At 40.3% G+C, this 25,064-nt stretch carries 21 protein-coding genes; 9 read left to right on the forward strand and 12 right to left on the reverse strand.

Features of this window, described 5'->3' with window-relative positions; translation table 11 throughout:
- Nucleotides 1-26: 26 nt before the first annotated feature.
- The 4 genes from AAG747_RS24870 to AAG747_RS24885 all read right to left on the reverse strand — a co-directional run bounded on the left by AAG747_RS24870 (nt 27) and on the right by AAG747_RS24885 (nt 3,958).
- Nucleotides 27-911, reverse strand: a complete 885-nt coding sequence (locus AAG747_RS24870) for an aldose 1-epimerase family protein (protein ID WP_346823958.1) — start codon at nt 909-911, stop codon at nt 27-29.
- Between the two features lie 5 nt (nt 912-916).
- Nucleotides 917-1,330, reverse strand: a complete 414-nt coding sequence (locus AAG747_RS24875) for a DoxX family protein (protein WP_346823959.1) — start codon at nt 1,328-1,330, stop codon at nt 917-919.
- A gap of 198 nt (nt 1,331-1,528) precedes the next feature.
- Nucleotides 1,529-2,452: an endonuclease/exonuclease/phosphatase family protein gene (locus AAG747_RS24880; protein ID WP_346823960.1), complete on the reverse strand. Its 924-nt coding sequence runs from the start codon at nt 2,450-2,452 to the stop codon at nt 1,529-1,531.
- Nucleotides 2,453-2,602: 150 nt separating this feature from the next.
- Nucleotides 2,603-3,958, reverse strand: a complete 1,356-nt coding sequence (locus tag AAG747_RS24885; RefSeq protein ID WP_346823961.1) for an MptA/MptB family glycosyltransferase — start codon at nt 3,956-3,958, stop codon at nt 2,603-2,605.
- Between the two features lie 99 nt (nt 3,959-4,057).
- On the opposite strand from AAG747_RS24885, the gene AAG747_RS24890 reads away from it, so the two are divergent.
- The gene (locus AAG747_RS24890; RefSeq protein ID WP_346823962.1) at nt 4,058-5,998 is read left to right on the forward strand and encodes a PAS domain S-box protein; all 1,941 of its coding nucleotides are present in this window, start codon (nt 4,058-4,060) and stop codon (nt 5,996-5,998) included.
- Nucleotides 5,999-6,008: 10 nt separating this feature from the next.
- Here AAG747_RS24890 and AAG747_RS24895 read toward each other — a convergent pair whose 3' ends face one another.
- Both AAG747_RS24895 and AAG747_RS24900 read right to left on the reverse strand, forming a co-directional pair.
- Nucleotides 6,009-7,076, reverse strand: coding sequence for a DNA polymerase beta superfamily protein (locus AAG747_RS24895; protein WP_346823963.1), 1,068 nt, complete (start codon nt 7,074-7,076; stop codon nt 6,009-6,011).
- Nucleotides 7,077-7,141: 65 nt separating this feature from the next.
- Nucleotides 7,142-9,304 carry a hypothetical protein gene (locus tag AAG747_RS24900; RefSeq protein WP_346823964.1) on the reverse strand — a complete coding sequence of 721 codons (2,163 nt, stop codon included), beginning with the start codon at nt 9,302-9,304 and terminating at the stop codon, nt 7,142-7,144.
- Nucleotides 9,305-9,389: 85 nt separating this feature from the next.
- Here AAG747_RS24900 and AAG747_RS24905 point away from each other — a divergent pair, with 85 nt between their 5' ends.
- Entirely contained in the window at nt 9,390-9,638 is a 249-nt protein-coding gene (locus tag AAG747_RS24905; protein ID WP_346823965.1) for a hypothetical protein, read from the forward strand.
- Here the strand turns inward: AAG747_RS24905 and AAG747_RS24910 are convergent.
- From AAG747_RS24910 to AAG747_RS24920, 3 genes are all read right to left on the reverse strand, one after another.
- On the reverse strand, nt 9,635-10,156 hold the full coding sequence (locus AAG747_RS24910) for a DUF2867 domain-containing protein (RefSeq protein ID WP_346823966.1): 522 nt from the start codon (nt 10,154-10,156) through the stop codon (nt 9,635-9,637). The genes AAG747_RS24905 and AAG747_RS24910 overlap by 4 nt on opposite strands.
- Before the next feature lie 73 nt (nt 10,157-10,229).
- Entirely contained in the window at nt 10,230-10,772 is a 543-nt protein-coding gene (locus tag AAG747_RS24915) for a TetR/AcrR family transcriptional regulator (RefSeq protein WP_346823967.1), read from the reverse strand.
- A 66-nt stretch (nt 10,773-10,838) separates the two neighbouring features.
- Nucleotides 10,839-11,306 (reverse strand): Lrp/AsnC family transcriptional regulator, encoded by a 468-nt coding sequence (locus tag AAG747_RS24920; protein WP_346823968.1) that lies wholly within the window; start codon nt 11,304-11,306, stop codon nt 10,839-10,841.
- Nucleotides 11,307-11,501: 195 nt separating this feature from the next.
- Here AAG747_RS24920 and AAG747_RS24925 point away from each other — a divergent pair, with 195 nt between their 5' ends.
- Entirely contained in the window at nt 11,502-12,641 is a 1,140-nt protein-coding gene (locus AAG747_RS24925; RefSeq protein WP_346823969.1) for a histidine decarboxylase, read from the forward strand.
- 190 nt (nt 12,642-12,831) lie between these two features.
- On the opposite strand, the gene AAG747_RS24930 is transcribed toward AAG747_RS24925, so the two are convergent.
- On the reverse strand, nt 12,832-14,352 hold the full coding sequence (locus AAG747_RS24930) for a sulfatase family protein (RefSeq protein ID WP_346823970.1): 1,521 nt from the start codon (nt 14,350-14,352) through the stop codon (nt 12,832-12,834).
- A 585-nt stretch (nt 14,353-14,937) separates the two neighbouring features.
- On the opposite strand from AAG747_RS24930, the gene AAG747_RS24935 reads away from it, so the two are divergent.
- A complete protein-coding gene (locus tag AAG747_RS24935) occupies nt 14,938-15,426 on the forward strand; it encodes a beta-barrel fold lipoprotein (protein WP_346823971.1) in 489 nt (162 codons plus the stop codon).
- 85 nt (nt 15,427-15,511) lie between these two features.
- On the opposite strand, the gene pckA is transcribed toward AAG747_RS24935, so the two are convergent.
- Nucleotides 15,512-17,125, reverse strand: a complete 1,614-nt coding sequence (gene pckA, locus AAG747_RS24940) for a phosphoenolpyruvate carboxykinase (ATP) (protein WP_346823972.1) — start codon at nt 17,123-17,125, stop codon at nt 15,512-15,514.
- A gap of 489 nt (nt 17,126-17,614) precedes the next feature.
- Here pckA and AAG747_RS24945 point away from each other — a divergent pair, with 489 nt between their 5' ends.
- The 5 genes from AAG747_RS24945 to AAG747_RS24965 all read left to right on the forward strand — a co-directional run bounded on the left by AAG747_RS24945 (nt 17,615) and on the right by AAG747_RS24965 (nt 24,354).
- Nucleotides 17,615-19,069, forward strand: a complete 1,455-nt coding sequence (locus tag AAG747_RS24945; protein ID WP_346823973.1) for an arginine deiminase family protein — start codon at nt 17,615-17,617, stop codon at nt 19,067-19,069.
- 220 nt (nt 19,070-19,289) lie between these two features.
- The gene (locus AAG747_RS24950) at nt 19,290-20,039 is read left to right on the forward strand and encodes a 2-phosphosulfolactate phosphatase (RefSeq protein ID WP_346823974.1); all 750 of its coding nucleotides are present in this window, start codon (nt 19,290-19,292) and stop codon (nt 20,037-20,039) included.
- A 91-nt stretch (nt 20,040-20,130) separates the two neighbouring features.
- The gene (gene smpB / locus AAG747_RS24955; RefSeq protein ID WP_346823975.1) at nt 20,131-20,595 is read left to right on the forward strand and encodes an SsrA-binding protein SmpB; all 465 of its coding nucleotides are present in this window, start codon (nt 20,131-20,133) and stop codon (nt 20,593-20,595) included.
- Between the two features lie 174 nt (nt 20,596-20,769).
- Nucleotides 20,770-21,600 (forward strand): aminotransferase class IV, encoded by an 831-nt coding sequence (locus AAG747_RS24960; RefSeq protein ID WP_346823976.1) that lies wholly within the window; start codon nt 20,770-20,772, stop codon nt 21,598-21,600.
- A 213-nt stretch (nt 21,601-21,813) separates the two neighbouring features.
- Nucleotides 21,814-24,354, forward strand: a complete 2,541-nt coding sequence (locus AAG747_RS24965; RefSeq protein ID WP_346823977.1) for a DUF5686 and carboxypeptidase-like regulatory domain-containing protein — start codon at nt 21,814-21,816, stop codon at nt 24,352-24,354.
- Nucleotides 24,355-24,365: 11 nt separating this feature from the next.
- Here the strand turns inward: AAG747_RS24965 and AAG747_RS24970 are convergent, their stop codons facing one another.
- Entirely contained in the window at nt 24,366-25,013 is a 648-nt protein-coding gene (locus tag AAG747_RS24970) for a hypothetical protein (RefSeq protein ID WP_346823978.1), read from the reverse strand.
- Nucleotides 25,014-25,064: the final 51 nt, after the last annotated feature.

Raw genomic sequence — 25,064 nt, forward strand, 5'->3', positions numbered from 1 at the left:
AGTATTAGATACAGCGAAACACACACTTATATATTTTCAATTACAATGGAATAAGTAGCCAAAAACTCTTCACTTCTTTCCAAGCTTTGAATACCTTCTTTTTCTATAAAATCAAGCGTTACCCCTTGAGTATCTGCGATTCCAAACCATGGTTCCAAACAGACAAAAGGCGCCTCTTCACTTTTTGACCAAATGCCAAAATAAGGAAACCCAGGAAAATGCAGTGAAAGAATGTGCTCTCCGTTTTGATGCGTCAGCGTTATTTTTTTGGAAACAAGGTCTTTGAAGATCAACGCATCCTTAGCAAAGAGCCCCTTGTGTAAAGGCAAACGGGATGTTTCGTTTAGAAAATTCTCTTCTTTACCAGCAATCAAACCTTCTTGCAAAAAATACTGGTGCGCAGTTTCCTTTTTTTCAAAAGTTAATTGATATTCTTCTTTCTTCGTATCAGGTAATATGGGACAATTAAAAGCCGGATGCGCCCCTATTGAAAAATAAATAGTCTTATCGTCTCGGTTCTCTACTCTATAGACTATTTCCAGTGTTTTTCCTTTCAATCTATATGAAATTTGAAGACTGAAAATATACGGGTACTTTTCTATCGTATCCACATTATTCAGTAATTCAAAAGTCAGATGTTCGTCACTTCGGTCAATCAATTCAAATGGCATATCCCTGGCAAAGCCATGCTGGGATAATTGATGGGAAGTTTGACGTACTTGAAACCGATCGTCCGCCAAACGCCCTACAATGGGAAATAATACGGGAGCATGCCTTCCCCAGTAGGTTGAATCGGCTTGCCATAAATACTCTAACTGACTTTTAGGCGAAAATAAACTGGTGAGTTCAGCTCCTTTTGCATTTACTTTTATCTGTAAATACTCATTTTGTAAGGATGTAACCTTTTCCATATTCACTAGGCTAAGATTACAATGGCTAACACTGACAAAATAAAGTAGCTCACCAAAGTAGCCGCACCTACGTAGTCTTTGGCTACCCTTTGACCAAAAAACAACATAATCAAGCTGACGGCAGAAAGTTGGGCTCCCAATAAAGCAATCGTAGCCTCTCCCCCACTCACTAATACAACACAGCCGGCTGCTGATACAAACCCTGCGGCCAATTCAAATACGGTGACCACTCCAAGCATCAACGGAACTAAATTCTTTAAAGGACTTTTTTCAAAATGCCCTTTCAACCAAGAGAGGTTCCCTCCCCAATCGAATACCTTATCCAAGCCGGACTGAATAAACAAAATTGCCAGGAAGGCTGATACCAATATTTTTACAGATAGAACGCCCTTAAGCAGTTCAATAAAAGCTAACTCCATAGGAATAAAATATCTCAATTTGTAATCAATAGATAATGAGCGCCAAAAGAATTCCGGTCTACTGCATCATAAGGGTTAAAATTAGGAATTGAGAAGCTTAGAACAAACTGTTATTGGAAGAATAAGCTGTTCTTTGCAAGTAAAAGGAAAGAAAGAAGGATTAACGGAAGCTCGAATTACACCACCACCCTCAGTCATTTACTTCCGAAATATCATTTGTACCGGGTAATGGTCGGAAAGTTGATGGGTCACAGAATCTTTAATGATCGCAACTTGCGTACACTTTTTTGCCAGTTTTTTATCCGTCAGGATAAAGTCAATCCGTACTTTTTCTGAAAGTGGCACTTCTCCAAACACTTTTGTAGGAAAGCTGTGCTGGAAAGCTTGCTGAGATTTTTTTTCTGAATAGATATCGTGAAGCCCCTTTTGCAGGAAGGTATGGATAGGTTCAAAAGGAACAGCTCGTCTTTCAGTTAAATTATTTACATGCGAATGTTTTTCTCCTTGTTCTTTTAATGCCTTTTGTAAATCACTTTTCAGATAAAAAAGACTGTCTGATGCTGCATAGGTATTAAAATCTCCCATTACTAAAACATGTAGCTCCTTCCGTTTATATTTTTCCATGTCTTTGAGTAGAACTTGGGCTTCTTCAACCCTTTTCTGATGAGAAAAAGGAGAAAGGTGAACCACATAAACCAAGAGGCCTTCCACTTCGGCCACCAGATAGCCGTGATGCATATTTTGCAACACCTTCCGGACATTTTTCAATGGATAACGGGAGGTCAGCCCCACAGGGTAACCAGCCTCTTTAGAAGTGCTTACGTACGGGTGTCCCCATGCTTTGGCCATCTTTTTTAACTCGACCTCAGAAATGTTGACCAATTCCTGCAATGCAAGAATATCAGGTTGTTCTTGTTTTACCCACTCGGTGAATTTTTTCTTTCTACTTTCTTCCCCTTCGAAGCCGTTCCAAATATTGTAACTTAATATTTTCAGGTTTGTATTCTTCAGACTTCCCTCCGTCTCTTGTTGGCTGACATCTAGCTTTTTATGATAAAACCCTAATAAAAAAACAGGGATTAAAACGATTAATATTAGTCTGAATAAATTACTTGGTCTCATGCCTGGGAATTATTATTTCAAAGCGAAAATTAGACAAACTCTGAAAAATCACCAAATCGTAGGAAACAGAAACCTTATACTTGTTCAAGAATATTAACCAACTAAGAAAAAGGTGTCAAGCAGTTTCAGCAAAGAAATATTTCTCAAAAATCACCGCCGAAGGTGCAAACCCAACAAATAATATTTACGGATTTCCCAGAGAAGCGTAGCAATAACTACCATATATTCAATAGCCACCAACCAGAGGTTTTCTTCATAGGTATCAGACTGGTATGCAGCATAAGAAAGTACAACCATAGCACTCCAAATCATTGGAAAACGAAGGGGGGTAAAAACACAAAAGGCTATCAACAAGCTAATATACCATGGGTGCACAATGGTAGCACATAAAAGGTAAATTGTAAAAGTTAAAACAACTTTTTCAAAGAGTTCCTTCCAAGAGTAACGGCCATTAAAAGAAAGTAACAATATTCCCGTAAGCACTACCAATGACAACCAAGGCCCTGCTGCATGAATAATATTGAAATCATAGAGTTGATATCCCACCCAGCGTACGATGTAATAAATACTCGCATTGAATTCAAACTTTTGGAAATACAAATTCACACTCTTCCATACATTCAACAGCAACTCAACATCCCACAAAGGCAAGAAAAATAACACTGTAAACAATGCAACCCTCAAATAATAACGCACTGCTTTCCGAAAGCCAAGCTTCATCATTATTAGCGGTAAAAACATCAGTGGTAACAACTTAGCTCCCACTGCCAGGCTGAAAAACAAGGCCGATCGGATGTTTCTTTCTTGTAATAAATAGTAAAATGCAGCCAACAAAAAACAAATCATCAACGCTTCAAAGTGCAAGTTTCCCGTTAACTCTACAATTACCAAAGGGTTTAGTGCATATAGCAATACTCCCTTTCGGGGAAATCTCAACTTATGTAATATTTTGCCTATTAAAACGATCGAAATCCACTCCGCCAATAATACAATTAGCTTCATTACTGCTACATTTGCCCACAAGGGACCTGACGGAAAGAGAAAAACCGAAAGCGCAAAAATTACCTGTAGAATGGGAGGGTAAATAGTATAATATTCCGGTGAATTGAGGTTTTCAAACAATGCTTGATGCGTACTTGCAAAATCAGTGGAATTACTCATTAATTCCGAGGGCAAGTGCCGAAACGGATTCATTCCCATATTGATCATTTCACCGTCCCAAAGAAACCGGTAGAAGTCGTCAGATAGGTTAGGAAGAGCAAATAATAGCAGTCCCCGAAAAAAAAGCCCCCATAAAATGAGCATTTCTATCTTTGTACTTCTATATTTATATAGTAGTAAGTAACATACAAACAATGCCCCAAAGCCTGACAACACCTGAACAAAGCTTTGACGATCTACAAAATAAACTAACCATACATAGCCAAATCCCGAAAGTAAAAACAATACAACATCCAAAGGTTGTACTTTTGAAGGAGAAATTTCTTCCGGTTGTGGGATTATCATATTGATTTAAAATTTAGGATCTAAGCAAACTTACCGCTTTCTCAGTTGTGGAGGGCCGATACTACGGAATTTTGCAAAAAAGCGCCAAAACCAACACTTATGCAAGTAAAGCTTACAAATAGCCAACTATTGGAGAGCCTTCATCAAAGTGGCTGCTTGCTATTACAACTAATGAAAGGTAAAATTATCGACTGTAATAACACCTTTACGCAGTTACTGCAAGTAAACAAAGAGGAACTACTCTACACCCAGCTAAAAGACTGGATCATTGATGTACCCGGAGCTTTACATAAAGTCCCTTTCCCTGTTTTTAATGAAAACGATGAAAACTGGCATGGAGAAATTGCATTTAATAGCCCGGGCGGTACAGTTAAATGGATACAGATGCACCTAACGCATCATCCGGACGGACTTTGCATCGCAGTGGGGTTTGATATTACGGCCCAAAAAAACCGGGAAAAATACCTTTTCCAATTCCATCAGTTTTTAGAATTTGCCAATGATGGCATCCTTATTTCCGAAGCAGAATCAGGAAAATGTGTAGATGTCAATATTATGCTTTGTAAAATGCTGGGGTATACCAAGGAAGAAATCCTGCAACTCAACGTCAGGGATATCGAAGTCGGTTATCCGCTTCACACCAAAGAACAGAGAAAGAAACATGTGGAAGCAATTAAAAGGCAACAAAACTTCCCTAAAATTCTAATAGGCATCCATAAAAGAAAAGATGGAAGTACTTACCCGGCGGAAGTCACCATCCATCATGAAGCGTACGAGGGTAAAGGCTATTTTATTTCTATCGTCCGGGATACTACAAGCCGTATCCAAACGGAAAATAAATTGCAGGATACCATCCTTGAACTGGAAGAAGCACAGAAGTTCGGCAACTTAGGGAATTGGAAATATTTCTTTGTGAACCAAAAAATAGAGTGGTCAAAACAAATATTCCGCTCCTTTGGGATGCCAGATGAGCAATCTCCCCCTGCTTCGGTAGAAGATTACTTACAGTTAATCCATCCGGACGACCGGAATACCATCTTAGAGACGATTTCGAAAGTACAGGAAAGCCAAAAGCCGGTCAATTTTGAAATCCGGCAATGGCAAGTCAATACAGGTACCTACCGTTGGTTTTACGCCCGGATGAAACCCCTACTGGATGAAGTCGGAGATATCATTGGCTTATCAGGAGTTAACTTTGATATTCATGATCGCAAAACCCATGAAGAGCAAATCAATGCTATGCTCGAACAAGAATTGCATTTGAATGCACAACTGGCTGCCAGGGAGGATGAATTGGTCAAAACCAACGAACAACTCTCGGAAAATATCGATCAACTCAACCAACGAAATGAAGAATTGGATAATTTGGTTTACAGCATTTCTCACGACCTCAGGGCACCTATTGCCTCTGTGTTAGGCCTGATCAAATTAGCCAAAGACAGTGATCAGTGGGAAGATATTGGAGAGTATTTGGAAAAACAGGAGTATTGTATTTTTAAATTGGATAATTATATCAAAGACATTCTGGATTATGCACGCAATATGCGCATAGAGGTGAAACCGGAAGAAATCCCCATCAAACAACTGATTTTGGATACCTATGCACAATATGAATTTCTGAAAAACACGAGTAAGATTCAACTGGTCATCAATATCAGTCAAACAATACCTTTTCACTCCGATCTATTCCGGCTCTCTATTATTTGCAACAACCTAATTTCCAATGCCATTAAATATGCCCGTACGGAAAAAAACCGTCCTTATATCAAAATACAAATTGATGTGGAAGCTCAATACAGCTATTTCACTTTTGAAGACAATGGTATGGGAATCAATGAGCGGCATCTTTCCAAAGTATTTGATATGTTTTATAAGGCCGACTCACACTTTCAAGGAGCCGGCATCGGGCTTTATATCGTAAAAGAAACCGTTAAAAAACTCAAAGGAAACGTACAATTGCATTCGGAATCAGGTAAGGGAACTACCATTACCATTTGTGTACCCAACTTATACAAAGGCGCCTCCTCTCACCGGAAGTAACGACTTATTTTTACTCCCTTTGTGCATACCAGTCTTTGCGAACTTTGATCAGAAGCTTCTCAATTTCAACTTTATCAGGTACATCAGGTAAAGTAGACTCTTTTTCCAAGGCCTCAATTCGCTGCACTTTTTCTTCAGCCATTTCCAGTAGCTCCTCATATTCATAACACCCACTGCGAATATTCAACAGCTCTTCACGGTTGGGTCTTTTCACAATCACTATCCCGGAAGAAAGCACTTCTTCGGCCATATCCAAAAGGCGAAACGTATGCATCATATTCTTGGCATCATAATTTTTGCCATGTTCTAAAGTTCCTTGGTACCGGGCTTCGTTCCGCTTTTTTACCCAAGCCCAATACTCCTTATATTCTTTACAATAACATGTATAACCGTCTTTGTTAAAATACAAATAAGCCAAGGGTTGCAAGCTTTTGGGCACACTGCTCAATGCTACCTCATTGGCCGCCGTTTTTTGCATGATTCCTCGAAAGCCCAACTCCTGTCGCTCATCATAATACAAGGCATAAAGGAAGGGCATATGTTGAATATTTACCAATCCGCACTGCTCCTGATTCAAAGCGTTTTTGTGAAGCCAAGCTCTCAACTCCATGGACTTCCCCTCCCCTGCTATATAGCAAAACTCCAAAATTGTTTTCCGCTCTTCGGGCATAGGGTTCATGATTTTTTTATTCAGCCCCCTGGCCTTTTTCACTTGACTGATGGCATAATTGGCAAATGTTTTTTTGCAGAGTTTGGAGAGAAAATTCACTTCTTTGATCTGATCAAACACCGGGTGTTTATATAAAATATGTTCTTCCGACACATTGAGCATCTCCAATAAATTAGGATTGCTTTTCATCAACAACTCCAAAAACCGCTTTAGCTCATAAAATACCGTATCGTTGGAAGCATCGTTTACTTGGCCAATATAGTCAAAGCCAAAAAACTGCTCCTCCGGCAGGATATAAACCCCTTTAAGATCTACATCGGAGGTAGGCAGATCCAATCCGTAAGCCTTACTTCCCGAAAGACATTCAAAAATGACCAGCCCTCGTTCTCTTAGTTCTTCGATTGTCACAGCTTTCTTAAGTTTTAAATTTCCTTTTCAAAAACACTCTTACCGTACAAAGTTGATTCCCCTGCTCAGGACAGTGATTCTTCCTTTAAGTATAATCTGTTATAAAAATCCTTTTTAAAGGCTTCATCTTCCGGTTTAGCATAATATTTTCGAACAACCCTCTCTCTTAAATCATCGTCCTGTTTGCCCGTAATCAACTCATAATTGTCAACCGTATCAGCCAAATGCCAAGGTGATTCGTCATGATTCCGGCCTTCTTCAAACAAATGGTCCAAATAAATACTTCGAATCGCTATTTGAAGCCTTTCCCGGTCTTCCAATAAATGTTGGGCACGGATAAAGAAGTCTCTCCAGCGGCTGTCAGAAGTAGAAATATGCTCCATCACCACCGGATAGGTCAACAGGTATTCTAAAAAATTCTCAATGGTTCCTACCGAACGGAAATTTTTTACCACCTTACGACAAACGTGTATGTCAGGATAGCCATTCGGCAAAAAGAGCATTTTGCTAAGCTCACTCCAATAATTAGGCAGATAGACATCGGGTAAGGATGCTTTCAAATCCCTAAGGGTATCGTAGCGGGACATCCACCCTATAAATTTATTGTTTTCGTCCCACATTCCCTGAAGCATTTCCGAAACCTCGTTGTCTGTTTTCACAATGATGTTCACCCATTCTTTTTCCGGAAACGCCTCGTACATTTCCCGGAATAATTGCCCAATCAAAGGTGCTTTTATCTCCGTGTGAAAACTGTTAAGGAAATCTAAAGAAAACTTAAACCTACTGTGCAAAATTTTGAAATTGTCAACAGTAAGTCGCTGATGCAGGTATGCATCATTCAATACCGAAGTAGCTTCCAAGTCATCTTTTTGTAAATCCAACAAGTCTATACACTCTGACACTTGATCTTCCTCAAGCATTCCCTTGCTATAATATGCCAATAACGCCCGGGAAACAACGGGTAATCCCTTCAAATTTTCAGGGTAAGTATATCCTACGATAGGCTCATATGTATATAGCTCATCCCAAAAATCTGTGGGGTTTATTTCCGTAAGTTTTGCATGACGGGCATTTTGTTCATGGTAATAATCCGGGTAATAGTTACTTTGAGATAAAGCCGCTATCTTTCCCCAGCCTTTTGGCAAGTCCACTTCCGTTGGCACTCCTCCCAATGAATCATAGGCGGTTCTGACAGCCAAAGTATTGATCCAAAAGGAATTATACTCCAGGTCTGCAATCAATAGTTGCTTGCTATCAAAATGATGCGCTAACAAATGAAGGGTTGCCTGCACATCTTCTACGGTTAACGTAGGGCCATTCACCGTAAAAACATAAGGTAGTATTTTCCCATGTACCTCTGTAGTGATCAGGTAAACATAGCCACTGGGTTTTTCATCAAAATCCTGTGATTTCCGAATCCAAAAGCAATAACTGTCTTTGATCATTCCATAAAAGGGCACGCTCACCATAGAGCAGTCACCGGCCAAAGCTCCTCTGAGTGGTGTATACGCCGGCGGAACCTGTTCCAAGGAGATTGTGCGCTTGGAAACGATTTCATTTTCGGAAGAGTACCGTTGAATGGCAGGGGTAATTACTTTAGGAATAAATTGATTGAGAATATAACTAACAGTATGGTGTAATGTACCAAACCCCTTATTGTTGGCAAAATGTATAAGAACCGGTGCCAAATGAGCCGAGAAAAAATCACAATATATATTTTCCAGTTCACGGGGCGGGTACAAATTCGGGTCAAATGATAAATGACCGGACAATGCATTGCCTTCCGCATCATACAGTAAGGGAGCGATCTTGGCAAAGGAGATTAAGTTTTTTTTAAAGACCTTATTGTAACCGGTTCTATTCTTTTCTTTGGTTACTTGTTGAAGTTTATAGAGGTCATCTTTTACATTGCTGCAAGAATTGTCCAGCAATTCCACAACCAGGTTAAAAGCCCTATCCAACTCTTGATGCGCAACGTTTACTTTATCTTGGTCGTAATCCGTATTTTGCTTCTCAAAAAACGAAGCCCCTATTCTCGGAAGAGCTTCCACTGTTAACGGATGCCCATCCTCTTGCAAAGCTTCTTTTACCTCTGCACTTTTCATGATGAGTTCAACAAAATTACGGTTAAACCGGAGGTTTTCTATAGGTAAGTAGGGGTGCCGGTTCAAAAGTGCACCCACTGCGGAAAGTTTGTCTTTGGTAGTTTCAAAATTTAATTCCCACATGGTAATTAAGATCAATGGTTTATGATATGTGTACTTAATCCCGCATTTTACTAAAAAAAGGGAACAACTGCATAAAAATAAAGGAATGGATTTTACCGGTATCTTTAAAACCCGCTCTTTTCAATTGGGAGATACAAACGGAAACAGGGATCAAAAAGCCGGGAATATTCAATGGAAAAAGCAACAACTGCTTTGCAGAAAAAACTTAAACAACCCAAGAAGTAAAAAGGAAAAGCTCCTTAATTTTTTTACAATTAAGGAGCTGAAGATCAATTTAAAATACCGGAAGCGGGTAGCGGCATATGGTAAAACTTCCCAGGTAAAGGCAAACTAACATTTAGCCTCCAACCCTTTTATCATATTTCTCAATATCACCGGTACAATTCTTTTATGAAACGGTTTCACAAATAGCCAATAAACCCGTCCCAAAGCACCGTGAATTTGTACAATGGTACAAATCGTTAATAAATGTTTTGAATGAGTAAGCTTTTCCTTGATAAAAGAGACCCTGAAATCTAAATGTTTATCATTTTCACCTAACAAAACTTCATTTTCAGCCACATCATATATATGAAACAACCCGGTCAATTGTCCTTTTTTTAAGGTGATGGAAGTAACTTCCTTCGTTTTCCCTGTTTTGAGTCCAACCAGGCTCGCTAAAAAATTCCGGATTTGCATCAATACCTTAATCCATCCCGGGCTTGATTGAAAAAAAGCTTTCACTATATCTTCCTTAGTCAATTTTCCTTGTGTTGAAACAGGCGCCTGAAAACCATCTGCAAAATCTATTGTAGAAAAATGCCTACTGACCAGAGTGTTTGACGGGAGGTTTACTTTTACAATGTTCATCATGTGATCGGTTTTGTATAGAAAAAAGAAATCAAAAACAAACCATACAGTATTGTATGTTTATGGATAAAAAAACTTATGGAATTAACTTTTTCTGTTGTTGCCAATACACCTCAAACAATCCGGATAATTCTTGTTCGGATATATCTGGTGACATTTGTTGAATACCTATTAGCATTGCATAATCCAACTTGGCTGTCAGCCAGGCTTCCTGTTTCTTATATCCCAATGCAAGCAATATTTCTTCAAGGTACTTCAACCGGGACTGGTCTACCCTTTCCAAATAACTTTTTACGATAGGATCGTAAAACCCCCATGAGCGAATTGCCGCTTCAATGGAATGATTATTCTGTAAAACCAGCTGGCTTAAAATGGATAATTTCTCAACCGGAGCTTCTCCTTCATTTGCCTTCTCAATAAATGAATATGTGTTCTCCTGTTCCCATTTTTTTAATAATGCGTCAATATAATTTTCTATACTGGTAAAATGATGATAGAATGAGCCACGGGTTACCCCTAGTCGTTCACACAAATACATGATACGGATTTTGTTTTGTGCAAATTCCGAAAGGATTTTAAATCCCTCATCCAGCCAATTTTCTTTAGTGAGTCTTGCCATAGGGATACAAAGGTAATAGACAAATCTAAAACATACAATAATGTATGGTATTGAATTGCTCTTTGCTTATTCAGACATGGCAAAAGCTGTTTCCACCTTTACATCTCCCATTACAAACACGCTTTGGAAATGAGCCATGGCTTCCGTTTCCGCAAGTTTTTCCATAATAAACTTTTGATAAGCATCCATATCCGCCACCATAATTTTTAACAAATAATCAAAACTTCCTGCAGTATGGTAACACTCCATAATTTCGGAAAATTGGAATATATGTTTTTCAAATTTCACGATATCAGGTTTGCTATGGCTTTTCAAGGTCACTTGGCAAAATACAGTCAGTTGCCGGTTAATTCTCTCCTTGTCCAATAAAGTCACATACCCTTTGATGATTCCTTGCCGCTCCATCCGTTTCACCCGCTCGTAGGCAGGAGTGGTGGAGATACCTGTAGCAGCGGCAATCTCTTTCATCGTAATACGGGCATTGTTTTGTAACAGCCCCAATATTTTCCGGTCAATGAGGTCTAAATTTTCCATAGAATAATTTTCTGATTTTTATTGGCAAAGGAGTAAACAAAAATAGTTTTTTCCAATAAAGCCAATAAAAATAGATTTATTTTCCAAGTTAAAATCATAATCAAGAATTATACACTATATATACTTGTTTTACTATTAAATTTGTCTATAAAAAATTTAACAAATCGGTTCATTCATCCAATAACTAACACCACTATGAATACCATCGACACACATAAGGCACTGGATTGTTTATCAGACAGTTTAAAGTCGAATGCACAAAAGAGTTTAGGCTACCCGGTGGCTAAGGATTTTGACTATTCCTTCCTCTACCCTTTCTTACAATTGCCGTTAAACAATATAGGAGACCCTTTTACACCTTCTACTTATAAGGTAGATACTAGAGAAGTTGAACGGGAAGTCCTGAATTTCATGGCTCAACTTTTCAGAGCTCCTAAGGATCACTGGTGGGGATATGTAACCAATGGGGGGTCTGAAGGCAACCTTTACGGGCTTTACCTGGCTAGAGAATATTTTCCGAAAGGGATGGTATATTACTCTCAGGCCACTCATTATAGTGTGACCAAAAATCTTCATTTACTGGATATGCCCAGAGTGGTGATCAAAGCACAGGAAAACGGAGAAATCGACTATGAGGACTTACGGCAGACCTTGCAAATCAACCGGCATATCACTCCCATTATTTTCATCAATATTGGTACTACAATGAAAGAGGCCAAAGATGATTTAAAAAAGATTCGCCAAATGCTGGATGAGTTGGCCATTGAAGATTATCATATTCATGCCGATGGGGCCTTGTCAGGAATGATCGCCCCCTTCTTAACCCCTCGTCCGGCCTTCGATTTTGCAGATGGGGTGGATAGCATTGCAGTAAGCGGACATAAATTTATTGGCTCCCCCATCCCTTGCGGGTTTGTATTGGTAAAGAAACATTTAAGGGATAAAATTGCCCGGTCCATCTCCTATATAGGCAGTGAGGACACCACCATTTCCGGTTCCAGAAACGGATTTACCCCCTTAGTACTCTGGTATGCGATCAAACAATTGGGCAAGGAAGGGCTGGCTCAACGAGCACAACAGAGCCTCCAACTAGCCGAATATACTGAAAACAGACTGAAGGAAATGGGTATCCCGGCTTGGCGAAACCCTAATGCAATCACTGTGGTTTTTCCTGATCCGGGACCTGAAATTACTCATAAATGGCAATTAGCCGTAGAAAAGGGCATCACTCATGTCATTTTAATGCCTGGTACGGACACACATCAAATTAATGCTTTTTTGGAGGATATGGCAACAACTGTAATCCCAAAAGGTGAGTTTGCAATGATTGATTAACAAAGGTAGGTAATGGGTGATTAGTAGCATCATAGTTAAGTAAACTACTAACCACCCATTACTATTTAATTCAAGTTGCCGTTTATGAGCAATGAGAAATTCCCTACCCCTTGTGTGAAAGGGCATTTTCAATGTTCTCTTCTTCCATTCGTCCCTTCAAGCGTTATCCCGCGACTTGTGTAAAGTAGTTTTAAATAGACCTGCTATAGCCTTGAGATTTATATTTTTCTAACAAAGTTTTCAACTCTTTCACCTTATCAGGTTGCCCCTCATACAAGTTATTTTTTTCCAAAGGATCACTTTCCATATCATACAATTGCCCTGCCGGTTCTTCGTCTGTAGGTTTGGCTGACCAGCCTCCCGAGCCTTTGCCATCAATAAATTTCCACTTTCCTTTACGAATTGCAAACATTCCATCTATTCCATGGTGAATAGTAGCCTCTCTGATAGGTTGATCTGCGGTTTGGCCTAAAAATGCCGGTAATACATTATAGCTATCTTCCCCTGCATCGTGTGGCATTTCCAATCCGGTAAGGGCCGCACAAGTAGCCATCAAGTCGGTAGTGCATATCACCTCATCACTGATCGTAGCGGCAGGCACTCTTTCCGGCCAATGTACGATAAACGGCACCCTGTGTCCTCCATCCCATACATCCGACTTCATGCCGCTTCGCCCATGGTTGGCCTCATGGTTGAACGTCTCAATATCAGAAGGTAACCAATGAGCCCCGTTGTCACTGGTGAAAATCACCAAGGTATTTTCTAAAACACCGTTTTCTTTCAATGCCTGTATCACTTGCCCTACTGTATGATCCACCATCGCCACAAAATCGCCATAAACTCCTGCCTGGGATTTACCTTGAAACTCTTCTGACGGAAGCCACGGAGTATGAGGGGCTGTCAAAGGAAAGTAGAGAAAGAAAGGCTCTTTTTGTTTCGCTTGATCGTGGATATATGTCACCGCTTTACGGGTCAATTGAGGCAAGACATCACTGTGGTCAAAATCTTCTGCAATATCTCCATGCCTATACCAAGCTCCACGGGAAGTCGTATCTTTCCAAAAGTCCACATGTCTGTTAACTGCCGCTGTCACTTTTTGATTTTCAATATACACATAAGGCGCAATGTCCAATGAAGCGGGAATAATGTATTCGTAATCAAAGCCATAATCCGCCGGACCGCCTTTCACCAAAGCCGTATAATCTACATTTTCCGTGCTGGACATATCCCATAAATTGCCTTCAAACAAAGCCTGAGTGGAATCTTTAGCTTGCCAATCCAACCCTAAATGCCACTTACCTACCGCTCCGGTATGATAGCCCGCTTGCTTGAGTAAGGATCCGACCGTCATTCTTCCCTTTTCGATCAAAGCGGGTTCATGCCCGACCAGGACTCCGCTTTTCAACCGGGAACGGAAACAATACCGGCCCGTAAGCACTCCGTAACGGGTAGGGGTACACACTGCAGAATTGGTATGAGCATCGGTAAAACTCCTCCCTTGTTCAACCAGTTTATCCAAATGTGGTGTGGGTATTTTCGCCCGGTGGTTTAAAGCTGCCACATCCCCATAGCCCATATCATCGGCCAGGATATACACAATATTGGGAGGACGTTTTTTTTCTTCTTTTTGTGATGATTTACATGCAAGTAACTGGCAACTAAAAACAATTGCCAACCCATACTTGAAGAAAAGGTTAAAATAGGTATACATAGGTTAAAATTCTGTTGACAACATCTAGGATAAAACTGTTCACTAAAATAGAAAAACCCTTCATAAAATTGTAAACAAACGTTTGTATACCCTCAGCAAGGAGTGAATATTCCAACCCTTTATTCTTTACAAATACAGAAGGCTTCTTCTGCTCTTATCCGTTGTAACGGTGCAAGTTAAAGCCAAAAACTTATTTAGTTTCAAGAAACTCCGTGTCAGCAACAAGGTACAACTAGCTGGTTTTCAATGAAATTGATCCGAATATAAAGAAAAAAGCTATTTTTATTCCATCTTTTGGAACGATTCGAATTCATTTCCGTAAACCAACTATATCTAATTTTAAGCCTCATGAATAAAATTGAGGTATTCAAAATACATTAATCGTAACTAATAAAAAGTAATCTTCACCTGTAAGAAGTGTTTGTTGATTTTGGCTTTTGTAAATCATGGAATTGAATTAATTCCATTTTAGAATAAGTCACAAATGATCAGTGCTCCATTTTCAAGCTTTTCGAAAGAGGTTCAAGCCTTCTAGAAAAGTGTAGAAATACAAACAGGGAAATTCAATCAATTAAAACAAAACAAATGAAAACACGCATCTTGTATTTCTTATTTATCCCTGCACTCTTATTTATGTTTTCGTGTAATAATGATGACGATGATGGGGTCAATCCGGACCCGGAACCGGTAAAAGAGAACAGTACCTATAAAATAGTATACAAGCAAGAAGGAAATTATACTCTCGCTATGAGAAAACTGACCTTGAATGAGACATACATCAATGCGAAAACCAAAGAAGAAGTAAACGGTACCCTTTCCAATCATTATCTACCCGACTCAGAATATACTTTTATCACTAAAAATGACGAGAAAAAAATCTCCATTGATATTGAGTTGTCATGGATCGGCAAAGTAGAACAAGGTGATCACACCACCGTGACACTTACGGTTTTTCGAGACGGGCAGAAAATTGACGAGAAGACAATGAAATTAACGAAGGTATATGAAGGTCTCACCTTGTCCAAAAGTTTTGAATATTATCACTCAACTCAAGAGACTAACTCATCCGAATGATAAAATAGTTTCTGTTTTAATTAAAAAAGGAGGAGCCCGTTCACACAAGCCTCTCCTTTTTTATTCAAATTTCACAAGCAATTTCCTACGTCAATTCTTTCGCTTTCGGTGCTCCATCCAGCATTTCCTCATTGGCATATTCGGAAAATTTTGTAAAGTTCTTATTAAACGAATTGGCCAATAAGTTGGCCTTTTCATAATAAGCATTTTTGTCTTGCCAGGTTTGAATCGGATCGAGGATTTCAGCCGGTACTTCCGGACAAGTCGTTGGCATGGCCACTCCAAACACATCGTGTTTTTTGTATTCCACATTGTCCAGTTTTCCTTCCAGTGCCGCCGTAATCAACGCACGGGTATAAGGCAAGGAAATCCGGCTTCCGACCCCGTAAGGTCCGCCTGACCATCCGGTATTCACCAACCATACATTTACTTGGTGATCTTCCATTTTTTCTCCTAATAATTCCGCATATTTAGTAGGATGCAAAGGCATAAAAGGAGCTCCAAAACAAGCAGAGAAAACTGATACCGGCTCTGTGATTCCGGCTTCGGTTCCGGCTACTTTGGCTGTGTATCCGGAAATAAAGTGATACATAGCTTGCCCCTTGCTCAACCTGGAAACCGGGGGCAATACACCGTACGCATCACAAGTCAGGAAGAAGATGTTTTTCGGATGTCCGCCTACGGATGGCTCTACGGCATTGTCAATATGGTACAATGGATAAGACACCCGGGTATTTTCGGTAACTTCACTATTGGTATAATCTACTTCATGAGTTCCCGGTAAGAAACGGGTATTTTCCAATAAAGCCCCGAATCTAATCGCTCCGTAAATTTGCGGTTCTTTTTCTTTGGAAAGATCAATCACTTTGGCATAGCAGCCCCCTTCAAAGTTAAAAATACCTTTCTCGGTCCAGCCATGCTCATCGTCCCCGATTAACTTACGAGACGGATCGGCAGAAAGGGTGGTTTTTCCCGTACCGGAAAGTCCAAAGAAGATAGCCGCATCGTCTTGTTCTCCGATATTGGCACTGCAGTGCATAGACAATACATGCTTTTGCTCCGGCAATAAGAAATTGAAGACACTGAACATTCCCTTTTTCGTTTCACCGGTATAGCCGGTCCCTCCTACCAAGATCACCTTCTTCGTAAAGTTTATAATCGCAAAATTACTTTGCCGGGTACCGTCAACTTCAGGATCCGCTTTAAAATCAGGAATGGCCAAAATGGTAAAATCGGGAGTAAACTCAGCCAATTCTGACTTATCCGGACGGATAAACATATTGTAGCAGAATAAGTTATGCCAGGCTTGCGTATCAATCACCCGGACCTTCATTTGGTATTCCGGATCTGCCCCAACACAGGCATCACGGATATATAACTTTTTGCCAACCAGATGATCAATCATTTTTTCATACAATTGATCAAATTTTTCCGGATCAAAAGGTATATTGATATCCCCCCACCATACTTTATCAGCAGTATACTCATCTTTCACGATAAAGCGGTCTTTCGGTGACCGGCCGGTAAACTTTCCTGTGTCACACATTAAAGCTCCGCTGTTGGTCAAGGTACCTTCCCGGTTTCGAATGGATTCTTCCACCAGCTCGGCAGGACTTAGGTTCCATAGTACTCCGCTTGCATAATGGATTCCCATCTCTTCAAGACCTTTCAATACTGATTTAAAGTTCGTTCTTTTCATGATGAAAAAAGTTTTGAAGTTGACAATATGTTAATCATGAGTTTTTATGTGTGAATTTTGTTTTATGGTTAAGGCCCTTTCTCATCGACAAAAGAACAATCGGGCCGAAATTTATTAAATGACCAAAATCAGTCTCTTTTAATAAATTTCCTCAAAGTTATACCTCTTTTTTAAAAGAAACGAAATTTCGCTAAGGTTTCAACTTTCGCTAAACAAAAACTTTTCTTTTCTGCTGAATTCTGCGATTTTTGTGGGCTTTGATATAAAAGGAGGAAAGAAGGAAAGGAAAGTGTATTTTTGCCTGCAACCGATAAATTATGACGGATGTATTTTTCAATGAAAAATGCATTTTTTTCTTTGCTTGGAGCTGATGGGAACAGACAAATGCATGACTTGATCAGTTCCTGATTAACTCTAAATACCTCTTCTGTTACTTAAAAACAGCGAAATAAAAATCACCAAAATTATAAAAATAAGTCTATCTGTTTTATGGAAAAGACCAATGACACACAAAGGATCCATGTCGACTCTGAAGTCGGCAGATTAAGGCGGGTCATCATTCACAGCCCGGACAAAGGATTAGGCAAAATCATTCCGACCAAAGCCCAAGACTGGCTTTTTGAAGATATCGTCCATTTGGAAACGATGCGCAAAAAAGAATACGATTATTACGTAAAAACTTTATTGTACTTTCTGGATCCTGGCAAAATCAAAGGCAAGCTTCAGGAAATCGATGATCCTAAAAACAATCGCGCTTTTTACAAACCCAGTCATCCGGACTACTTCAACTCCGATAAAGTAGTGGACCCGGAGTTTCTATTAAGCCAAATCCTGGATTCCAAAGAAATCAAAGACCGCTTGGTAGCCGCAGTCTGTGCTCATGAGCGGGTCTCGTATGCAATTCAAACCCAACTGCATGCATTGCCTCCTTCTGACCTGGCCATCACCTTGATCACCGGAATATTGCCGGATGGCAAAATGATTTTCGGCCCGGTTCCCAACTTTATTTTTACTCGGGACATTGGGATCACCATCAACAAGCATATCATGCTTACCCGGCCGGCCAAGCAAGCCCGTACCCGGGAAGGTATTCTTACAAAATTCATCCTTTTCAACCACCCTCATTTTGCCGAATACCGCAACAATATCATTGAAATCACCGATTTGGATGAATTCTTCCTCTTGGATGACGAAGAAAAGCCTTTCAAGGCTGTAACTGTAGAAGGAGGCGATGTAATGACCGTAGCCCCAAATCATTTGTTGATCGGCTGTAGTGAAAGAACTACCATACATGCCATCAACCAAGTGATCCATGAGTTGTTTGAACGCAACGTGGTGGACAAAGTCACTATGGTAAAAATCCCTAAGCGCAGGGCCTACATGCACATCGATACCACTTTTACCCAAGTGAAGAAAAACATGTGGGTGATCTTCGGTCCCTTCTCAAGATATGGCAAGGAGATGGACCGGAGAGAGCTTTTGGAAGGCCTGGGCCATCCTCCGGAAACCATCAAATTGGAACTGGTACAATTTGAAAAAGGTAAAGAAGGCAATCCTAGAAAATTCGAATCCCTGGAAGATTTATTGGACGACATTAGCCAAAAAGACCTGAAAAGCACCGAACCTACAGAGTTTATTTGGTCAGGTGGTGGAGAATTCCCTTACGGCCAACGTGAGCAGTGGACGGACTCTTGTAACGTGCTGGCAGTGAAGGAAGGCGTTGTCATTGGCTACGACCGGAACGATAAAACGGCTGAGGCATTCCAGGAAAAAGGTTTTGACATCATCCGGGCAGAAGATTTAATTCAAAAATTCGAAAATGATGAAATTCAACCGGAAGAAGTTGAAAATACATTAATTTTGCTGCCTTCTGGAGAGCTCTCCAGAGCCAGAGGAGGCTCGCATTGCATCAGTATGCCGATACTCCGAGACCGGATTTTATAAATAAAGGCATATACCTCTTGTTAAAAGGTTGACCCCTGGAGCGATAATTGATTATTCGACTCGCGACTCAAGGAGCACAATACAGCCTTATAACAGCAAAAGGACCTATGCTAAAGCACACAATGGAAAGAATTACATTCCACCGTGTCAACTTAATGAAACCCGCCTGGCGACTATAAACAGCTTGGCGGGTTTTACTTTTTTAAGCCCCCTCTGGTATATGTATAAACTAAATAAAAAGGATAAGAAAATGCGGAATCTGGAAGTTTGTTTGTCACCAGCCTTGGTAGATCTTCATGAGTTGGAAGGAAAAATTGTGGTGGTGATCGATATCCTGAGGGCCACTTCATGCATTACGGCAGGCCTGGCCACCGGTGTAGAAAAGATTGTACCGGTCGCCACGATAGAAGAAACACTCTCTTATCGCCAAAAAGGCTTTTTAGTTGCAGGGGAACGCAACGGGAAAAAGATTGAAGGTTTTGACCTAGGCAACTCTCCTTTTAATTATATGGCCAGGGAATGTCAAGGCAAGTCCGTGGTCATTACCACCACTAACGGAACACAGGCAATAAAAAAGTCCTTACCCGCCAAAGAAATTATCATTGGCAGCTTTTTGAACCTCAGTGCGATTGTAAAATATCTACAACACAAGCAAGAAGATATAGTACTGTTTTGTGCAGGTTGGAAAAACCGGTTCAACATGGAAGACACCTTATTTGCCGGAGCAGTAGCGGAACAACTTGCCCAAGAAGTAGAAATGAATTGTGATGCTTCCCTAGCTGCCAGACAGCTCTTTTTACAAGCCCGGGAAGACATTGCCGGATTTCTGCAAAACTCTTCCCATGTCAAGCGTTTAGGACGTTTAAATGGAGCAGAAGATGTGCAATTTTGCAGTAAAATTGATAAATTCGATATTGTGCCAATCCTACAAGGTAATGAGATTCTTCCTCATTTACCATATAAAGGTTAACTTTGTACCGCCTATAGGGGAAATACAGGATAGGGAAATATCCGTGATCAAGCACCTCTCTATTCACAATTAATAATGGACGATTAAAACAATGGCAGGTAAAAAACTAGAACTACAGAAGAAGGTCAGTATTAAAAACCGGAAGGCTTCTCACGAATATACTTTTCTGGATAAATATACTGCGGGGATAGTATTGAAGGGAACCGAAATCAAATCTATCCGCTTAGGAAAAGTCAATATGTCCGATGCATATTGTTATTTTTTCAAAGGGGAATTGTATGTCAAAAACATGCATATTTCGCCTTATGCGCTCAGTACCATGATCAATCACGAAGCCAAGGCTGACCGCAAACTATTACTTACCAAAAGAGAGTTGCGCAAACTGGAAGAAAAATCCAAAGATGTGGGGCTTACCATTATACCTACGTTTTTATTTATCAATGACCGGGGTTTTGCCAAGCTGGAGGTAGCTTTAGCCAAAGGAAAAAAGCTTTATGATAAACGACAAGATATAAAAGAAAAGGAATCCAAACGAGCCTTGAGAAACATCCGTTGACAGTGACTGCCTAAAAAGACAGATCTATTCACACTGCAATAACGGATTTCGTGGCATTCTATGTTTATCTGACTTTTCGGACGGCCTTCTTTATTGTGCATTTCGGATACAAACCAGCTACTTGCATATAGGACTTTATCGAGGTTTCAACTCTTCGTATCTTACTTCAAAAACATGCATATCAGTTACAATTTCCGGGTGATACCCAGCACAGAACTGAAAATCCCCTACTCTGACAGGGCTTTTCAGTATGGAGACGGTTTGTTTGAAACAATGGTATTTCAATACGGGAAAGTCTGCTATTTTCAAGATCATATGTACCGGCTCCGCAGCGGTATGAAAGCCTTTTCTTTTGACAATTTACAACGCTTGGATGCAGACCTGATCTTTCAACACATCTTGCAACTAGTCCAATACAACCGTATTGAAGAACAAGCCACGGTAAAAATCCAAGTATGGCGGAAAGAAGGAGGCAAATACAGCCCTCAAAGCAATGACTTTAATATCTTGATCAGTTTACGCTCTCGTCCTGGAGTAACAACTCATCACCCAATTCACTTGGGAATCAGCCAAACTTCGCAAGTAACCTTTTCCCTTTGGTCTCAATTTAAAACTTGCAATGCGTTGCCTTATATTTTGGCCGGCATTGAAAAACAACAATCTCCTTATGACGATCTGATACTGCTCAACCAACAGGGGTATCTCTCAGAATGCATTGCCAGTAATTTGTACTGGATCAAGCGTGATTGTCTTTATACACCCAGTATACAGACGGGGTGTGTCTCAGGTATTTTCCGCAAAAACTTACTACGGTCTTTACAAACACATGGTATTCCCTATCAAGAGGTAGAAGAAAAGGCCGAGGTACTTCATCAGGCCGATCATGTTTTTACAACGAATGTCCAAGGAATCGTGTCCGTCAATAAGGTTATGCAAAACAATTACACTCCTTTATCTTCATCATGGTTAGCCATTTTGGAAAATAAACCGGGTACAAGCGGATGAAATAAGTCCGTAACTTGTTTCCGAAAAACATACTCAATGGAAAGACAACTTGATTATTTACAAATATGGCTCGTCTTTTGAGCGAGCCTGCAACATATTTGTTTGAAATACTCAAGCCGTAATTGGAAATAAAATTACCAATTACACTGTACTTATGTCAATTACGAATTGTCAATTGTCTTTTAGACTAACCTATCATCCCAAAAGAGACTTATGAAATATCATATACACTTAAACCCATTAACATTCAAACATTTTTTACCGTTTACTTGCTTGGTATTTCTATTGGGCTATGTGCCCGGCATGGCACAGACAACACTGATTGAAGGTAAAGTGATTGATGCAGATACGGGTGATGGCATTCCCTTCGCCAATGTGTATTTTAAAAACACCTCTTCGGGAACCACTACCGACTTCGATGGATTTTACAAAATTGAAACGTCTACCCCTTCCGACTCTCTGACCGCTTCTTATGTAGGTTATAAAACCATCAGTAAAAAGATTAAAAAAGGAGAAAAACAAACCGTCAATTTTCAACTGACTTCGGATGCTCAGGTTTTACAAGAAATTGAAATTGTGTACGGTGAATACGAAAACCCCGCCTGGGAAATTCTCCGAAATGTAGTTAAGCAGAAAAAGTACAACGATAAGCGTGCATTGGAGGCATATCAATATGAAACCTATTCCAAAACCGAAATTGACATTGACAATATCAGTGAAAAATTTAAGAAAAAGAAAGTAGTGCAGAAGGTTATCAATGTCATTGACAGTATAGAACACATCGCCGGAGAAGATGGTAAACCGATCTTACCTATCTTTATTTCCGAATCGCTTTCCGAATTTTACTACAATACCAACCTGAATCGCAAAAAAGAGAAAATCCTGAAGTCTAAAATATCAGGGGTAGGCATTGAAAACGGCAGTACCGTTTCTCAACTTCTGGGGACTACCTTCCAGGATTATAACTTTTATAAAAACTGGATGCTCATTGCCCAAAAAGATTTTGTTTCTCCCATCTCGGAAAGTTGGAAGTTTTTTTACGAGTATGAACTGGCTCCCAAACCGGAAATAGTTAACGATCATGAATGCTATCGCATCACTTTCCAACCCAAAAGACCTGAAGATCTGGCCTTTGCAGGCACCATGTGGATTACCACCGATTCTTATGCATTAAAGCAAATTGATGTCAGTATCGGTAAAAGTGCCAATTTGAACTTCATTGAAAAAATTAAAATCCAACAACAACTGATTCAGGCGCAGGACTCCGGAGCCTGGCTTCCGGAAAAAACACGGGTGTTGATGGACATCGGAGAAATCAAAAACGATTGGGCCGGTATGTTGGCCAAGTTTTACGTTTCCAACAAAAACTTCGTCATTAATCAACCCATGCCCGGTAAGTTTTTTAACCAGCATGTGGAACTGGCGGAAGACGCATTGATTGAAAACGGAGAGGATTTCTGGAACCAACACCGTCATGAAAAACTCACACCATCCGAACGCAATGTGTACAGCATGATCGATACGATTAACAACCTCCCTACTATTAAGACCTATGTAGAGATTGCCCGTATTTTATTTTACGGATATAAGTCTTTTGGCAAGATCGACATTGGCCCCTACCCGACTCTTTACGCCTACAACAACATCGAAGGACACCGGTTTCAGTTAGGCATGCGAACCAATATCAATTTCAGCAAGAAATTTATCTTTGGCGGGTATGCCGCTTACGGTACACGTGACAAAGCTTGGAAGTACCAGTTGGAAGCAAAGTACATCTTCTCCCGCAGCCCTTGGACAGTCGGGGGAATAAGGCATAAAGTGGACCTGGATCAGGTAGGTATTTACAAAGATATGGGCGACCAATATAACTCTCCTTTGTTTGAAGCCGCCAGCCGTTTCGGGACTTTGCGAAACGCATACAAACACACCATCAATGAAGCTTGGTTGAATCATCAAATTATCCCCGGACTTTCACATTCTTTTACCTTAAGACACCGCAACTTCCAACCCTTGTTCAATTTTGCGTACAGAGGCCAAGAAGAGGACCCTCAGATCAACAACACGTTTACGACCAGTGAAGCCTCCTATCAATTGCGCATAGCATTTAGCGAACGGTTTATTCTTGATGATAATGACCGGGTGAGTTTGGGAACGAACGGTAAGCCCATCTTTACGTTAAAGTATATCCGGGGGATAAAAGGCGTGATCAACAGTGATTTCAATTACGATAAATTTTTATTAGGCATTAACCATTCTTTCCGTTTAGGCGGCTTAGGCCGAACCACCTATCAATTACAAGCCGGTTATATTCCCGCTACCTTGCCTTACCCCTTACTGGAAGCACATTTGGGAAATCCCTTTTTCTTCTACAACGATGCCTCTTTTAACATGATGGATATTTTGGAGTTTGTCAGTGATCAATACTCATCGCTCAAAGTAATTCACCGTTTTGAAGGCGTATTAGTCAACAGAGTTCCTTTATTGCGAAAGTTACATGCTCGACTCTTTATGACGGGCAATATCCTCTATGGACAAGTAAGTGATAAAAATCTTGCCTTGATCCCTACACATGACCAAAATAACCAGGAGATACAACCTTTCAAAGGCTTGGGTGATGAGCCTTACGTGGAATTAGGTTACGGAATTGAAAATATCTTCCGTTTCATTCGAGTAGATTTTATACACCGGTTGACTTATTTGCATCCGGAAGCGGATAAATTCGGAATAAAATTTTCCGCTCAATTGCGTTTGTAGACAAGACTCGTTTATTCCTCTTGTTGATCCACACTGAAGGCTGCCGGAGAGGTAGCTTGCGGAGCATTAGGCAAGATCCGGATGTTATCTAACGATAAGGCCAAGGGTTGATCCCCCTCCCAAATTTTGATGTACAAGTCTTTTGCCACTTCCAGAAAAGCATGTTCTTTCAAATAATTCGTTTGGGCAAGACCCAATTCATCCTTTGGTTCCAGAAGTTCTACTTTTGAGGCCTTTGCCAATGTGTTCCGGGCCGGTTGCAGAACTAATCGCTTACCGGATGGACAAAGCAACGTGTCATGATACAAAAAATTCAGTTTTGTAATTAACCCTTTACCAAATAGTTCATCAAATTGCGATTTTGCCGGGGTTTGTTGGTTTGCTTTTTCAAGATGGGCATATACCGGAGCCTGTTTATCCAACGGACTTTTCTTAGCGGGTCGGTAAGTAAATAATTGTCCCTTGGCTGCCAGTGATGAGGCGATCTGTTGGTTGCTGACAACATGCACAGGGTCAAAATAAAGCTTGGCATAATCTTCACCCACCATTTCTTCCACAGGGGGTTCAGGGGCTGTTGGGGACAAATAATAACTCCAGACCGTTACACCTGCAATCACCAACATTGTAATACAAAAGAAGTATAACTTTTCAGTTTTCATAGAGAAGGTATATTCAATAAATACAAATCCGTATAGCTACTCCATAGGCGG

Origin of the sequence: Rapidithrix thailandica (genome assembly GCF_039710355.1) — a bacterium.
GTDB lineage: Bacteria > Bacteroidota > Bacteroidia > Cytophagales > Flammeovirgaceae > Rapidithrix > Rapidithrix thailandica.